7 protein-coding genes are annotated in these 16332 nt (G+C 65.6%); 4 read left to right on the top strand and 3 right to left on the bottom strand.

Annotated elements, in window-relative coordinates:
- Positions 1-82: 82 nt before the first annotated feature.
- The 3 genes from tldD to QWL29_RS22530 all read right to left on the bottom strand — a co-directional run bounded on the left by tldD (position 83) and on the right by QWL29_RS22530 (position 6602).
- Positions 83-1543: a metalloprotease TldD gene (gene tldD / locus QWL29_RS22540; RefSeq protein WP_305825097.1), complete on the bottom strand. Its 1461-nt coding sequence runs from the start codon at positions 1541-1543 to the stop codon at positions 83-85.
- Positions 1544-1636: 93 nt separating this feature from the next.
- A complete protein-coding gene (locus tag QWL29_RS22535; protein WP_305825096.1) occupies positions 1637-2434 on the bottom strand; it encodes a carbon-nitrogen hydrolase family protein in 798 nt (265 codons plus the stop codon).
- A gap of 1 nt (position 2435) precedes the next feature.
- Positions 2436-6602, bottom strand: coding sequence for a YhdP family protein (locus tag QWL29_RS22530; RefSeq protein WP_305825095.1), 4167 nt, complete (start codon positions 6600-6602; stop codon positions 2436-2438).
- A 182-nt stretch (positions 6603-6784) separates the two neighbouring features.
- Between QWL29_RS22530 and glnE the strand changes: the two genes are divergently transcribed.
- The 4 genes from glnE to QWL29_RS22510 all read left to right on the top strand — a co-directional run bounded on the left by glnE (position 6785) and on the right by QWL29_RS22510 (position 16266).
- Positions 6785-9499 carry a bifunctional [glutamate--ammonia ligase]-adenylyl-L-tyrosine phosphorylase/[glutamate--ammonia-ligase] adenylyltransferase gene (glnE, locus tag QWL29_RS22525; protein ID WP_305825094.1) on the top strand — a complete coding sequence of 905 codons (2715 nt, stop codon included), beginning with the start codon at positions 6785-6787 and terminating at the stop codon, positions 9497-9499.
- A gap of 259 nt (positions 9500-9758) precedes the next feature.
- Entirely contained in the window at positions 9759-11408 is a 1650-nt protein-coding gene (locus QWL29_RS22520; protein WP_305825093.1) for a TonB-dependent receptor plug domain-containing protein, read from the top strand.
- Positions 11344-12768: a TonB-dependent receptor domain-containing protein gene (locus QWL29_RS22515; protein WP_305825092.1), complete on the top strand. Its 1425-nt coding sequence runs from the start codon at positions 11344-11346 to the stop codon at positions 12766-12768. Before QWL29_RS22520 ends, QWL29_RS22515 begins: the two co-directional genes overlap by 65 nt.
- A gap of 642 nt (positions 12769-13410) precedes the next feature.
- On the top strand, positions 13411-16266 hold the full coding sequence (locus QWL29_RS22510; protein WP_305825091.1) for a TonB-dependent receptor domain-containing protein: 2856 nt from the start codon (positions 13411-13413) through the stop codon (positions 16264-16266).
- Positions 16267-16332 lie beyond the last annotated feature (66 nt).

Below are 16332 nucleotides of genomic sequence, written 5' to 3'. Positions count from 1 at the left end.
ACCGTCCGCGTCCTGAAGAAGGACCTTAACTGAACGGCATTACGGGCTAACCGGGCATTTTTGCAAACAAAACCGGGATGAATCAAGCCGTCCCGCCCACCGTCACGCCATCGATGCGCAAGGTCGGCTGGCCCACGCCCACCGGCACGCTCTGGCCTTCCTTGCCGCACACGCCCACGCCCGAATCCAGGCGCATGTCGTTGCCGATCATGGAGATGCGGTTCATCACGTCCGGGCCGTTGCCGATCAGGGTGGCGCCCTTCACCGGGTAGGTGACCTTGCCGTCCTCGATCATGTAGGCTTCGCTGGCCGAGAACACGAACTTGCCGTTGGTGATGTCGACCTGGCCGCCGCCGAAGTTCACCGCGTACAGGCCGTTTTTCACCGACGCCAGGATCTCGCCCGGGTCCTTGTCGCCGCCCAGCATGTAGGTGTTGGTCATGCGCGGCATCGGCAGGTGGGCAAAGGATTCGCGGCGCGCGTTGCCGGTGATCGGCATCTTCATCAGGCGCGCGTTCATGGTGTCCTGGATATAGCCCTTCAGGATGCCGTCCTCGATCAGCGTGGTGTACTGGGTGGCATTGCCCTCGTCGTCCATGTTCAGCGAACCGCGGCGGTCCTTCAGGGTGCCGTCGTCGACCACGGTCACGCCCTTGGCCGCCACGCGCTGGCCGATCATGCCGGCGTACGAGGACGAGCCCTTGCGGTTGAAGTCGCCTTCCAGGCCGTGGCCCACGGCTTCGTGCAGCAGCACGCCGGGCCAGCCCGGTCCGAGCACGATGGTCATCGGGCCGGCCGGGGCCGGACGCGCTTCCAGGTTGACCAGCGCCGCCTTCACGGCTTCGTCGGCATAGCGTTCGAGGACCTCGTCGTCGAAGTAGCCGTAGTCGAAGCGCCCGCCGCCGCCCGAGGAACCGGTTTCGCGGCGGCCGTTCTGCTCGGCGATCACCGTGACGGACACACGCACCAGCGGACGGATGTCGGCCGCCAGCACGCCGTCGCTGCGCACCACCAGCACCACGTCGTATTCGCCGGCCAGGCCCGCCATCACCTGCACCACGCGCGGGTCCTTCTTGCGCGCCATTTTCTCTACGCGCTCGAGCAATTTCACCTTGGCGGTGGCGTCGAGCGAAGCGAGCGGGTCGTTCGGCAGGTAGAGCGAGCGGCCGCCGGTCGGCTGGGTCATGCCCGCCACCTTGATGCGGCCGGCGCCGGCACGCGCGATGGTGCGCGTGGCTGCCGCCGCATCCAGCAGGGCCGACTCGGAAATCTCGTCGGAATAGGAAAACGCGGTCTTCTCGCCGGAAATGGCGCGCACGCCCACGCCCTGGTCGATCGAGAAGCTGCCGGTCTTGACGATGCCCTCTTCCAGGCTCCAGCCCTCGCTCTTGGTGAACTGGAAATACAGGTCGGCATAGTCGACCTTGTGGGTGAACATCGTTCCCAGCGTGCGCAGCAGCTTGGCTTCGTCGAGGCCGAAAGGCGTCAGCAGCACGTCGCGCGCCACGGCCAGGGAGGAAAGATTCGGTTCGAATGGGGTCATTTTGCGTCTGTTTCTCGTGTGGATTGGGGCATTGTGCCATATCCGCCCCAAACGCACCGGAGCGGAAAACGCAGGGCAAACCTGTGCCAGCGCCTACAGCTTGCGGTGCTTCAGCGCCGGCAGGCTTTCGCGCACGCCGGCCAGGAAACCGGCGTCGAGCTCGCCGCTGACCACGCCCTCGCCCTCGCGCAGCACCGCCTTGACTTCGCCCCAGGGGTCGACCAGCATGCTGTGCCCGAAGGTGCGGCGGCCGTTCTGGTGGGTGCCGCCCTGGGCCGAGGCCAGCACGTAGCACTGGTTCTCGATGGCGCGCGCGCGCAGCAGCACTTCCCAGTGCGCACTGCCCGTGGTGTGGGTAAAGGCGGCAGGCACCACGATCAGCGCGCACTCGCCCATCGCGCGGTACAGCTCGGGGAAGCGCAAGTCGTAGCAGACCGACAGCCCGACGCGCCCGAACGGCGCCTCGAAGCTGCCCACCGCCTGCCCCGGCACGATGGTGCGCGCCTCGTCGTAGGATTCGCTGCCCCTGGTGAAGCCGAACAGGTGGATCTTGTCGTAGCGGCTGATTTCCTGCCCTTGCGGATCGTAGACCAGGGTGGTGTTCATGACCTTGCCGGCGTCATCGGACACCAGCGGCAGCGTGCCGCCGATCAGCCAGATGCCGTGCTCGCGCGCCAGTTCGGCCATGCATTCCTGGATCGGGCCAGCGCCCGGCCGCTCGGCTTTCGCCACTTTATCGGCGTCGCTCATGCCCATGATCGGCCAGTACTCGGGCAGGGTCACGAGCGTGGCGCCGCCGGCGGCGGCTTCGCCGACCAGGCGGCGGGCGGTGGCAAGGTTGTGCGCCACGTCGGGCGTGGACACCATCTGGACTGCGGCTACGCGGTTCATGTCACTCCTTTTTTGCGGTAGGCGCCCGTGGCGGCCCGGGCGGGCGATCCGGCGGATTGTCTATCTTGGTAATCGTCGGCGATTTCCATGGTCCTGTCACCTGCATCTGATAAGTCAGGGCCTTCATCACCGGCGCGCGCAGGAACAATTGCGCCAGATAAGAACCGAGGCCGATCACCGGATTCACGGCCAGGCCATACACCAGCGGCCCGGTGCCAAGGTTAAATTCCGGAATCACCACCACGCGCAGGTTGGTCGATTCGTTGGCGATGTCGGCCGTGCCGTCCATCAGCACGGTGGCGGCCACGCCATGCATCTTGAGGTTTTCGGTACGCACCACGCCCTTCGAGATCATGGCGTTGGCCGTGATGCCATCGAACGCCAGGCCTTCCGAGAACACGTCGTGGAAGTCGAGCTTCAGCAGGCGCGGCAGGGCCTGCAGGCTGAGCACGCCGAGCAGCTTGGCCGCGCCCGGGTCTTGCTTGAGGAACTGGCCGCCGCCCACGTTCATCTCGATCTGGCCCGATAGCGAAGGAATGTCCAGCGCATACGGCAAGCCGTTCCAGGACAGGTCTCCGGAGATCTTGCCCTTGCCTCGCCTCAGGGTTTCCGGGAAGCCGAGGCGGTCGAGCAGGCGCCCGGCATCCAGGATGTCGAGGTTGAAGTTCATGCCGGTATTGCTTTTGCCGTCCTTGGTCAGCCAGCGCCCGGTGGCGCGCAGCTGGCCGTCGGGATTGGCCAGGCTGAGGCGGTCGATGCGCCATTCCTTGCCGGCCAGCGCAGGCACGTTGCTCGCCTGCAGGTCCAGGCGCCCGAACTGCTTGTTGAACAGCTCGAAGCGCTCGGCCACGATGTCGAGCGCCGGGATGCTGGCCGCGCCGGTGTTCGATTCGAGCAAGTCCTTGACCTCGGCCGCCGCGGATTCCGGAATATCGAGGAAGGCCAGGCGCGCCGTCACCTTGCCCACGCCGCCCTGCTGCTCGCTCCAGCTGAGGTAGCCGGAGGCCTGGCGCGACTGCAGGTTCGCTTGCCAGACATTGCCGCGATGGGTGGCGCCGACCACCACGTCGGCCATGCGGCGGTCCGCAACGAAGAGTTCGGTGGCGCGCGCGGCGATCGTGGTCGGCACCACGTATTGCGAGAAGTTCGGTCCGGAACTGCCGGCCGTGCTGCCCTCGCCCTCGCCGTCGCCCGCAATCGCGCGCGCCGCCGCCAGCCAGGCGTCGACGTTCACCGACTTCATGTCGACGTTGATCATCATGCCCTCGTCGGGCTGGGGCGCCGGCACGTTCACGCCGATGCCGCCACGCTCCACGATCCAGGGTGCGCGCGGCTGGTGGCTGCGCTGGTAGCGCGCAAAGACGGTGTTCCCGAGCGACAGGCGCAATTGGTCGCGGCCCACGCCCTCGACCGTCGGTTTGCCCTCCAGCACGAAGCGCAGCGGCAGCGCCGTCTCCTGCGCCTTGTTCAGCGGCGCCGGGAACTCCAGGCCGAGCCCGGCCAGTTCGGATTCCACCGCCACGTTCAGGCGATGCTCGCGCACGCCGATCGTGCCGCTGTAGCGGGTGCTGCCCGACAGGCGCGTGGCCAGGCGCGCCACTGCCGGCGCCGGCGCGCTGCGGCGCATGCCGTCGGCCGACAGGGTGCCGGCCAGGCGGATCGCGATCGCGCCGTCCTTCTGGCTGCCGCCGGACAAGGCCAGCGGTCCGCCCAGGAAGCTGGCGCCAACCCCGTTCAGGTTGAAACCGTGCTCGTTGAACTCGACCTTGCCAAGCGCCGCCTGCAGCGGCGGCAAGTCGGGGAGCAAATTGACGTCGTTGTTCTGCAGCTGCAGGGCGCCTTGCACCCTGGTCTGGTGCAAATCGGCCAGCGGCATCTGCAACTTGAGGCTGAGGCCGGCATTGCCGCTGCCACGCGTGTCTTCGGTGAAGTGGCCGATCCAGCCCAGCACCGGGCTGGCCGCCACGTAGCCGAGGAAGCCCTGCAGCGGCCCGCTGGCGCTGCCGTCGATGTCGAGGGTCGAGTCGTGGGCACCGAGGTTGGGGATCACGGCGCGCACGTTGCGCAAGTCGAGGCCGAAGCTGCGCAGGGTGTCGCCGCGGATTTCCATGCGGTCGCGCTCGAACACGATGCTGCCGTCGATGGCCTCGGCCAGCGGCCAGGCCGGCTTGTTGTCCGGCGTGCGGTGGCCAGGCGCGTATTCGAGCACGGCGCCGGCCAGACGCCCGGCAACGCGGAATTCGCCGCGCGCGCGCTCGGCCGCATTCACTGCACGGAAAGGGAATTGCGACAAGTCGCCGCGCAGGCGCAGGCGCACGTCTTCCAGCATGCCGCCCTGCAGGGCCGTGGCCAGCCACTCGCGCAGGTGTTCCGGCGTGGCGTTCGGCAGGAAGCGCCCCACTTCGGCGATGCGGAAGCCGTCCAGACTGCCGGTGAAGTCGGCCACGCCGGGGCCGTGGCCAGGCCCCAGCGGCAGCTGGTGGCGCCCGGACAAACTGCCGCGCAGGCTGCCCTGCGCAAAGGCCAGCTTATCCACTTCCACCAGCAATTGTTCGTGCGGCTCGTAGCGCCAGCGCGCCTGCACGGCCAGGCTGTCGAGCGGCATCGCCGGCTCCGGGAACCAGGCCGGCATGCGCAGCGCCAGGTTGGTCGACTCCACGCTGATGCTGCCGCCGTCCTGGGTGGCGTCGATGCTGCCCGTCAGGTTGTCGACGCCGGGCAGGGCCGGCCTCCCTGCACCTGCGCCCGCAGCGCTGGCGTCCGTGGCCGGCCGCGCCGCCTGCGCCTGCAAGCCCAGGCCCGCCACCCGGCCCTTCACGCGGTAGCCGGCCAACTTCGGATAGGCGCCGTCCCAGGAGGCGGAAAAGTCGAGCAGCTGGCCGCGCGGGGCGAAGTCGGCCAGCGTCTGGCGCTGCAGGTCCGAGAGCGGCAGTTGCGCCGCCAGCTGGGCCAGGGCCGCCAGGTCGACCTGGCTGGCCTCGACCGCGACCCGCTGCGGCTTGCCGGCGCGTGCAGGCGTAAAGGTTTCGCTGACGGTGGCGGGCGGCAGCACGCGGCCGTCGTTCAGGGCCACCGTGAAATGTTCGATGGCCACCTTGTGGCCGTTGGCGCCGAAGCTCGGCTTGCCCTCGGTGTCGGGCAGCAGTTCCTCGTGCGCCGAGAGCCGGCCCGACACCCGCGCCAGCCGCAGCGGCGGCAGTCCCGGCGCCATGCGCGCGGCCACGCCGGCCAGGGCCAGGTCGGCGGTGAAGCCGGCCAGGCGCGCCCGGTCCAGATTCATCCAGGCGCGCAGCGAGCCCTTGCCCTGGCTCAGCTGGAAGGGGTAGTCGATGTATTGTTTCCAGGCCGCCAGGTCGGCTTCGCGCAGGTCGGCATACAGCTCGCCTTTCCAGCGCGTGATGTCCGAGGCGCGTCCGCCGAAGCGCGGATGGGTGAAGCGCGCGCGCACGTCGAGCGGCCGGGCCAGGGCGCTGGGGGGCGTGGCCTTCAGGGCCACGCGGTGGGTGCGCCAGCGGTTCTGCAGCACCAGCGAGACGTCGCGCAAGGCCAGCGGCGCGGCGCCGCGCAGGCCGTCGGTCCAGGTCACCTGCCCTTCGCGGATCACGATCTCGCGCTGGCGAAACACCCAGTCGCCGCCGGCGCCGCCCTTGTCGTCCCTGGGGTCGATGCGCACCCCGGCCACGTAGAACACGCCGTCGCCGGCGCGCCGCACGTCCAGCCGCGGGCGGATCAGTTCCAGGGTCTCGAAACGGGGTTCGGCGGCAAATACGCTCCACCAGGAAAAGGTGGCCGAGACCGACGGCAGCGCCAGCACCTGGCGCCCGGCGCCGTCCTTCAGGGTGACGTCGCCCAGGAACAGCGAGGGATGCAGGCCGCTCCAGGAGGCATAGATGCGGGCGATGGCGACCTGGTTGCCGAGCGCGCGGCTGGCCAGGCGCTCGATGTCGCCCTTGTACATGTCTATATTGGGCAGGATCGCGTAGCGCAGCGCCAGGAACAGCAGGGCCAGCCCGAAGTACACCGCCAGCACCAGCTTGATGGTGAACCCGAGCACATGATGCGAAGCCAGGTTGGCATACCGGTAGGCGGCACGCAGCCGCCGCCAGCGCTCGGCCAGCGGCGGATGGTCCTGAGACGCCTCGGGCGCCTGCGGTTCCGGGTTGTGCATCAAAGTGCTCAAAGGCTCGCCGTAGGTTGTTTCTTCAAATATCAGAGCGCTTGCTAGGTGCGCGGCGTCTACCTTACCATCGGGCGTGCACGCCCCCTCCTGCTGACCCTGGCAGCACGGGGGGCCAATTCTACCGCAAGCACGCTTCCCGGAACGCTTTTACTCATGTGCAGGACTGCCCGATGACACTCATTTCCGCCGCCTGCGCCTCGCGCTGGTACCAACGCTGGATCGACGCCGCGCCCGACCGCCCCGAACGCGTCGCCAGGCTGGCCCAATTATCGCTGGCCCGGCCGGATTTCGGCGCGTTATTGGACACTGAGCTGGCCGCCGGCATTCCCTTGCCGCGCGCCATGCGCCGCCTGCGCAATCTCTTGCTGGCAGGCTTGATCCGGCGCGACCTGGAAGGTCTGGCCGACCTCGACGAAGTGGTCACCGCCATGACCGGCCTGGCCGACTTCGCGATCCGCACCCATCTGCACGACCTGATGGCCGAGCAGGTGGCGGCCCACGGCATGCCGATCGGCGCCGACTCCGGGCGGCCCCAGGAAATGATGGTATTGGCGATGGGCAAGCAAGGCGGCGGCGAACTGAACGTCTCCTCGGACATCGACCTGATCTTCGTGTATCCGGAAGACGGCGAAACCGCGGCCGGCCCCGGCCAGCGCGCGCTGTCGAACCACGAATTCTTCGTGCGCCTGGGGCGCAAGCTGATCGGCGCCCTGTCGGAAGTGATCGAGGACGGGTTCACCTTCCGGGTCGACATGGCGCTGCGCCCGAACGGCAAGTCCGGACCGCTGGCGGCCAGCCTGAACATGGTCGAAGAATATTTGATCGTGCAGGGCCGCGAATGGGAACGCTATGCCTGGGTCAAGGCGCGCGCCGTCACCGGCGTCGAGGAAGACATCGAGGCGCTGGACGCCATCGTGCGGCCCTTCGTGTTCCGGCGCTACCTCGACTTCGGCGTGATCGATGCGATCCGCAACATGCACGCCCAGATTCGCGCCGAAGTCAAACGCCAGGAACGCCTGCACCCGGACCGCAGCAACAACGTCAAGCTCGGGCGCGGCGGCATCCGCGAGATCGAATTTTTGGCCCAGGTCTTCCAACTCATCCGCGGCGGGCGCGACCCGGCCCTGCGCGAACGCTCGACGCGCCAGACCCTGCGCCTGCTGGCCGAGCGCGAACTGATGCCGCCCGCCACCGTCGAACGGCTGCTGGAAGCCTATACCTTCCTGCGCAACCTGGAGCACCGCCTGCAATACCTGGACGACGCCCAGACCCACACCCTGCCCCCGCTCGATCCTGAGCGCGAGCTCGTGGCGCACATGATGGGCCTGCCCGACGTGCCCACCCTGCTCGCGCGCCTGGAAGAACAGCGCGCCTTCGTGGCAGCCGAATTCGACGACATGTTCGCCGACAAGAGCGCCGCGCCCGACGAGGAGCGCGCTGAACTGGAAGCGATCGCTGCCGATCCCGAGCAGGTGGTCGCCATCGAGGCGCACCTGGCGGCGCTCGGCTTCGGCGACCCGGCGGATGGCGCACGGCGCCTGGTGGCCACCTGGCAGGCGCCGCGCCTGCAGAGCCTGCCCGACGCCAGCCGCGCACGCCTGCTGTCGCTGGTGAACCTGGCCCTGCCCCAGGTCGCGGCGACCGTCAAGGAAAGCGGGGTCGGCAGCCATGGCGCGACCCTGGGGCGCCTGCTCGACTTCCTGGAAGCGGTGGCGCGCCGCTCGGCCTACCTGTCGCTGCTGAGCGAATACCCGCACACGCTCGAGCGCGTGATCCGCATGATGCACGCCAGCGGCTGGGCCGCCACCTTCCTGACCCAGCACCCGATCCTGCTCGACGAACTGCTCGACGACCGCGGCGGCATCGACGACCCGGCCCAGGTGGCGGCCAGCCTCGACGCCCGCCTGCAGGAAGCCGAAGTCGATACCGAGCGCCAGCTCGACATCCTGCGCGAAACCCATCATGCCCAGCAGTTCCGCCTGCTGGCCCTGGACCTGGCCGGCGAACTCTCGGTCGAGCGCCTGGCCGACCATTTGTCGGCGCTGGCCGACGTGGTGGTGGCGGCCACCGTGCGCTGGGCCTGGAAGACGGTGGCCTCGCGCCACGTCGAGGAACCGCGCTTTGCCGTCATCGCCTACGGCAAGCTGGGCGGCAAGGAACTGGGCTATGTGTCCGACCTCGACGTGATCTTCCTGTTCGACGACGAGGACGACATGGCGCCCTCGAACTATGCCCGGCTGGCCCAGCGCTTCATCACCTGGATGACGGCGCATACCCCGGCCGGCATCCTGTTCGACATCGACACCGCCCTGCGCCCTGACGGCGCCAGCGGCATGCTGGTCAGTTCGGTGGCGGCCTTCGAGCGCTACCAGCGCCAGTCGGCCTGGGTCTGGGAACACCAGGCCCTGACACGCGCGCGTTTTTGCGCCGGCGACGCCGCCATCGGGGCGCGTTTCGAGGCGATCCGCGAAGAAGTATTGCGCCGCAACAGGGAGGCGCAGGCCGCGGAACTGAAGGCCGATGTCGTCAAGATGCGCCAGCGCATGCACGATGCCGCCCCGGGGCACGGCGTGCTGTTCGACCTGAAGCAGGATGCGGGCGGCATGATCGACCTCGAGTTCATCGTCCAGTACCTGGTGCTGCGCCATGCCCATCTGTATCCGCAATTGACGGCCAATGTCGGCAACATCGCCCTGCTGCACCGCTTCAGCGAACTCGGCCTGATCGACCGTATGCTGGCGTCGGCGGCGGCCGACGCCTACCGCGTCATGCGCAAGCTGCAGCACCAGCGCCGCCTGCAAGGCCAGGAAGCGCGGGTCGATGCAGCCCTGGTCGCTGCGCACGCCGCGCGCGTGACCGAACTCTGGAAAAACTGCCTGGAATGAGCACCGCGCGTCGAGTACGACGCACGCACTTTTTATGTGCTTCACCGTGCTTTTTTGTGCATTGCGGCAACATTTTCCATGCACAAAGCGCCGGATTTGTGCGAAGGAAATGGGTTGTCTTTAAACAACAACGTGTTTGTTTATATGTATTGACATTGATCAATCATCAATGTTTTCATACAGAAGCGTATTTACTTTACGCAACACGTTGGATCATTAGACAACAGCCGCCACAAGCGGCAAAAAATCCGGAGAGCACATGCAACAACGTACCAAGATCGCGCTGGCCGTCGCCGTCGCCCTTCAATCCATGATCTCGTTCGCGCAGGCACAAGAAGCCATGCAGCGCGTCGAAGTCACCGGCTCGCGCATTCGCCAGGTCGACCTGGAAACCGCACAGCCGGTCCAGGTCATGACCCAGGAACAGATTCAGAAAACCGGTCTGGTCACCGTGGGTGACATCCTGAATTCGATGGCCGTCGCCGGAACCCCGGCGTTCAGCAAGGGCTCGACCCTGACCTCGAACCGCGAACAGGGCGGCCAATTCATCAACCTGCGCAATCTTGGTTCGCAACGCCTGCTGGTGCTGGTCAACGGCAAGCGCTGGACCACCACCGTGGCCGGCTACACCGACACCTCGACCATCCCGGCCTCGATGATCGAACGCATCGAGATCCTGAAGGACGGCGCCTCGTCGATCTACGGCTCCGACGCGATCGCCGGCGTGGTCAACTTCATCCTGAAAACCTCGATGGAAGGCGGCCAGGCCAGCGTGTACGTCGGCCAGAACGAAAAAGGCGACGGCAAGAACCGCGACTACTCGCTGAGCTTCGGCACCGGCAGCGACAAGGCCTCGCTGATGTTCGGCCTGACCCACACCGAAGCGGGCGTGGTCTGGGCCAAGGACCGTCCGGAAACCGAATTCAGCTACGGCCCTGCGCACTACAGCGCCAACCTGGGCGGTGGCGGCTGGGGCCGTATCCGCCAGGTCAGCGCCACCGGCGCCGCGACCGGTTTCAACCAGCACCTGAACCACACCGGCGGCTTCGACGGCACCGGCGTCGGCCAGAGCTCGCGCGACCGCAACAACTACCACGCCTTCACCAATGCCGAGGCCGACCTGTTCAACACGACGGCGCAGATGATGTTCCAGTCGCCGAACACCCTGACCTCGATGTTCACGAAGGGTTCGCTGGAGCTGCCGTACAACATGCGCTTCAGCAGCACGGCCATGTTCGCGAAGCGCGATTCCTCGCGCCAGAACGCAGGCTACCCGGTCAACTCCCTGGTGCAGAGCAAGTACCCGGTGTACATCGACAAGAACAGCTACTACAACCCCTACGGCAACGGCGCACCGAACGTGGCCGCCGGCGCCGGCCAGGACCTGTTCTTCTACCGCCGCACCATCGAAGTGCCGCGCGTGACCGAGAACGAAAACCAGACCCTGCACATCGATGCCGCGCTGGAAGGCGAGTTCTCGCTGCGCGGCCTGGCGTGGAACTGGAATGTCGGCTACAGCCATAACAAGGTCAGCGGCAGCGTCTTGTCCACCGGCAACCTGAACCTGCTGAACCTGAAGCGCGCCCTCGGCCCGTCGTTCATGGGTACTTCCGGCGTACAGTGCGGCACCGCCGCCAGCCCGATCCCGCTGGCGGAATGCGTGCCGTTCGACATCCTGGGCGGCCCGAGCGCGTCGACGCCGGCGGCACTGGCCTACGTCATGTCGACCGGCCAGGCGACCTACGGCAGCACTGTCAACAGCGCTACCGCCGACATTACCGGTGAACTGTTCTCGCTGCCGGCCGGTGCGGTCGGCATGGCTGCCGGCCTCNCTGGCCTACGTCATGTCGACCGGCCAGGCGACCTACGGCAGCACTGTCAACAGCGCTACCGCCGACATTACCGGTGAACTGTTCTCGCTGCCGGCCGGTGCGGTCGGCATGGCTGCCGGCCTCGAGCACCGCGAAGTGCGCGGCTACGACCGTCCGGGCCAGTTCGAGCAGTCCGGCTACTCGACCGACCTGGCGGGCAACGCCACCACCGGCCGCTACACCGTCAAGGAATTCTACGCCGAGCTGCAGATCCCGGTCCTGAAGAGCATGCCGTTCGCCGAACTGCTGAGCTTCAACCTGGCCTCGCGTTACTCGGACTACAGCAACTTCGGCAACACCACCAACAGCAAGGCCAGCTTCATGTGGAAGCCGATCAAGGACGTCCTGCTCCGCGGCACCTACGCCGAGGGCTTCCGCGCCCCGACCGTGGGCGACACCTTCGGCGGCGGTTCGCAGTCCTACGACAACTACCTGGACGCCTGCGACATGGTCAACGGCGACGCCTCGATCAACCCGACCACCCGCGCGAACTGCATCGCGGGCGGCGTACCGGCGAACTTCCGCCAGGTTAACCAGACCGGCGCCTTTGTCAGCAGCGGCGGCGGCCAGACCCCGACCCCGTTCAACACCGGCGCCGGCAATGCCAACCTAACCCCGGAAACGGCCAAGACCCGCACCATCGGCCTGGTCTACAACCCGTCCTTCCTGCCCGGCCTGAACGTGGGCCTGGACTGGTTCAACATCAAGATCGACAACCGCATCACCGGCGTCAGCGCCGGCTACGTCGTCGAACGCTGCTACGTGTACGGCGAAACCGGCTTCTGCGACGCGATCAAGCGTGACCCGGTCACCGGCCAGATCGTCAACCTGTCCCGCGGCAATGCCAACCTGGGCCAGATGGAGACCGAGGGTATCGACCTGAACCTGGGCTACCGCCTGCCGCGCACCGCCTATGGCCAGTTCGGCGTGCGTTCGGACACGACCTACGTCGACACCTTCCGCACCCGCAGCGCGGAAGAGTGGACCAACTACGCCGGCGAGTACTACTACAACCGCGTGAAGTCGAACGTCTCGCTGGACTGGAGCATGGGTAACTGGAGCGCTACCTGGACCGCGCGTTACTACAGCGGCACCAAGACGCGTTGCTGGTCGAACACCGCGGCCCTGGTCGCCGAGTGCAGCAATCCACAGGCGAGCGTGAGCTGGGGTACCGGCTACAACAAGGCCGGTTCGCTGACCTATAACGACGTGTCGGTCGGCTACGCCCTGCCATGGAAAGGCAAGCTGATGATCGGTGCCAACAACATCTTCGACAAGAAGCCGCAGATCATCTACAACACCGCATCCAACTTCGGCGGCAACTCGTCGGGTTCGGCGGTGAACCCGGACATGCCGGTCGACCGCTTCATCTACGTGCGTTACAACCAGGCTTTCTGATTCCAGTTGCCTGAAACGAATGCCCGCTTCGGCGGGCATTTTTTTTGCACTGCATCGCGCACTACCGCGGTGCATGTCGAACGGCACAGGCGAATCGCCGCCTCATCCGAATTTGTAACCGTCTTGTCACATTTCGGGCAATCGCCTTTCTGGACAAGCCCGTCCGCGCATATCCCCGCATTCGTACCTTGTGACTTTCGGTTACAATGCAGGGGCAGTTTTCCCTTGAATGGTGCAGTTTTTAGCATGCATATGCTGACATTGCGGGAAAAATAATTTGCAATCCTGCGGCGATTTAACGCGGTTTTTGCACTGCACAAAAAATTTTGTTTGGCCAAATCCTGTGGTGTATAGGCTTCATTGCTTCGCCAAGAATCATTATTTCCCGTACGTCAAGTATGCACTTGTAAAAAACACCATCGTAAATACGCCTCTTTACAACATTAACAAATTTAAATTTCTAGTTGTTGACAAGAACATCTCGTGGATGATTCCATTGACGGGTTGGAAGATTGTCAAGCGTCAAATTTGACTTCGTTGACATCTTTCAGTTGGTCGCAGAGCGACACTTTCCGTCGCGGCGCCGCCAAAGGCTGCGCTGCGTTTTCACCCTAGGAGTTTTGCAAAATGATGGAAAAAATCTTGTCCCGGTCGGTCCGTGCGATCTGCCTGGGCGGCATGACCCTCGGCATGCATGCTGCGTTCGCCCAAGAAGCGTCCCAGCCACTGCAGCGCGTCGAAGTCACGGGTTCGCGTATTCGCCAGGTCGATCTGGAAACGGCACAGCCGGTCCAGGTGATGACCCAGGAACAGATTCAGAAGACCGGTCTCGTGACCGTCGGCGACATCCTGAATCAACTGTCGTCGGCCGGTTCGCCGGACTTCAGCAAGGGCGGCTCGCTGACCTCGAACCGTGAAAACGGCGGTCAGTACATCAACCTGCGCAACCTGGGCTCGCAACGCCTGCTGGTGCTGGTCGATGGCAAGCGCTGGTCGCAGACCGTCGACGGCTTCACCGACATGTCGACCGTTCCATCGGCCATGATCGACCGCATCGAAGTGCTGAAAGACGGCGCCTCGTCGATCTACGGCTCGGACGCGATCGCCGGCGTGGTCAACATCATTCTGAAAAAACGCCTCGAAGGCGGCCAGGCCAGTGTTTACATCGGCCGCAACCAGGAAGGCGACGGCCGCAGCAAGGACTTCTCGCTGACCGCCGGCGCCAACAGCGACAAGGTTTCGCTGATGTTCGGTCTGTCGCACACCGAGCAAGGCGTGGTCTGGGCCAAGGACCGCCCGATCACCGCTTACCCGCGCACCAACAAATACCCGACCGTAGGCCTGGGCGGCGGCCCATGGGCCAACATCTGGAACGAAGACGGCAGCATCGACGTCGTGCTGAACCACACCGGTGGCCCTGAGGGCGACGGCGTGGGCGCCGATTCGCGCAACCTGGCCAACTACCACCCATTCGACAACAGCATCGTCAACGACAAGTTCAACAGCGCGTCGCAGATGATGTTCCAGATGCCGACCAAGCTCGACACCCTGTTCACCAAGGGCACCGTCGAACTGCCGTACGGCGTGCAGTTCCAAACCACCGCGATGTTCTCGCAGCGTAAGTCGAGCGCCCAGGTCGCCGGCTACCCACTGCAAACCGGTACCCAATCGTCGTACCCGGTCTACATCGACAAGGACAGCTACTACAACCCGGTCGGCAGCTCGGTCGTCGGCGCCGCCGCCGCCCAGGACCTGTACTTCCAGCGCCGCACCGTCGAAGTGCCGCGCCTGACCGAAAACCGCAACGATACCTTCCACGTCGACGCCAGCCTGTCGGGCGACTTCGAACTGCGCGCCATGCCGTGGAACTGGAGCGTTGGCTACAACCACAGCTCGGTCAAGGGTTCGACCCTGGGCACCGGCAACGTCAACCTGCTGAACCTGAAGAAGGCCCTGGGCCCATCGTTCATGAACGGCTCGGGCGTCGTCCAGTGCGGCACCGCCGCCAACCCGATCGCCCTGGCCGAATGCGTGCCGTTCAACATCGCCGGCGGCCCATCGGCCTCGACCCCGGAAGCACTGCGCTACGTCATGTCGACCGGCCAGGCAACCTACGGCAGCACCGTCAACAGCGCCACCGCCGACATCGGCGGCGAGATCTTCGCCCTGCCAGCAGGTAACGTCGGCATCGCCGGCGGCCTGGAGCACCGCGAAGTGCGCGGCTACGACCGTCCGGGCCAGTTCGAGCAATCGGGCTACTCGAGCGACCTGGCCGGCAACCCGACCTTCGGCCGCTACACCGTCAAGGAAGCCTACCTCGAGCTGAACGTGCCGGTCCTGAAAGACCTGCCGTTCGCCGAACTGCTGAGCGTCAACCTGGCATCGCGTTACTCGGACTACAGCAACGTCGGCGACACGACCAACAGCAAAGCCAGCTTCATGTGGAAACCGGTGAAAGACGTGCTGGTCCGCGGTACCTGGGCTGAAGGCTTCCGTGCTCCGGCACTGGGCGACACCTTCGGCGGCGGCCAGCAGTCCTTCGACGAATACCTGGATCCTTGCGATGCAGTGTATGGCCAGCGTGACAACCCGGCAGTCGCCGCACGTTGCACGGCAGCTGGCGCAGGCGCGAACTTCCGCCAGCTCGACCAGACCTCGACCCCGATCGCCAGCGGCGGCGGCGGCCAGAGCCCGTACCCGTTCATGGCCAGCGCCGGCAATGCCACGCTGACCCCGGAAACGGCCAAGACCAAGACCGTCGGCTTCGTGTACAACCCGTCGTTCCTGCCAGGCTTCTCGGCATCGCTCGACTGGTTCAACATCAAGGTCAGCAACATCATCACCGCCATTGGCGCGACCGACGTTGCCGAGTACTGCTACGTGCAGGGCATCCAGGGTTATTGCGATGCGCTGAAGCGTGACCCGATCACCGGCCAGATCATCTCCCTGAACCGCGGCAACGCCAACAAGGGTATCCTGGAAACCGAAGGTCTCGACCTGTCGCTGTCCTACCGCCTGAAACGTACCGCCTACGGCCAGTTCGGCGTGCGTTCGGAAACCAGCTACGTCGACAAGATCCGCGACCAGGAAGCCGCTGGCGAAGAGTGGACCGACTACGCCGGCCAGTACTTCTACAACCGCGTCAAGTCGAACCTGTCGCTGGACTGGAGCCTGGGCAACTGGAATGCGACCTGGACCGCCCGCTACTACAGCGGCGTGAAAGACCGTTGCTACAGCACGACCATTCCTGGCGAATGCTCGAACGTCGGCGGCGAAGCAAGCTGGGGCAAGAACTACAACAAACTGGGCAGTGTCACGTATAACGACGTCAGCGTCGGCTACAAGACCGCCTGGAATGGCCAGGTCCTGGTTGGTATCAACAACCTGTTCGACAAGAAGCCACGCATGACCGTGTCGGGTGCAGCCTCGTCGTCGTACGTCGATGCCGACTTCCCGATCGACCGCTTCTTCTACGTCCGCTACAACCAGTCGTTCTAATGGCTGAGGTCCGCAAGGACCTCTCCTGAAGAACCGATGCGTTGAAGACGTCATCGATGCCCGCCA

The sequence above is a fragment of the Massilia brevitalea genome (assembly GCF_030711405.1).
In the GTDB taxonomy this organism is placed as follows: domain Bacteria; phylum Pseudomonadota; class Gammaproteobacteria; order Burkholderiales; family Burkholderiaceae_D; genus Telluria; species Telluria brevitalea.
The sequence above is the reverse complement of the archived record's forward strand: the minus strand, read 5'-3'. Positions and strand labels throughout refer to the sequence as shown.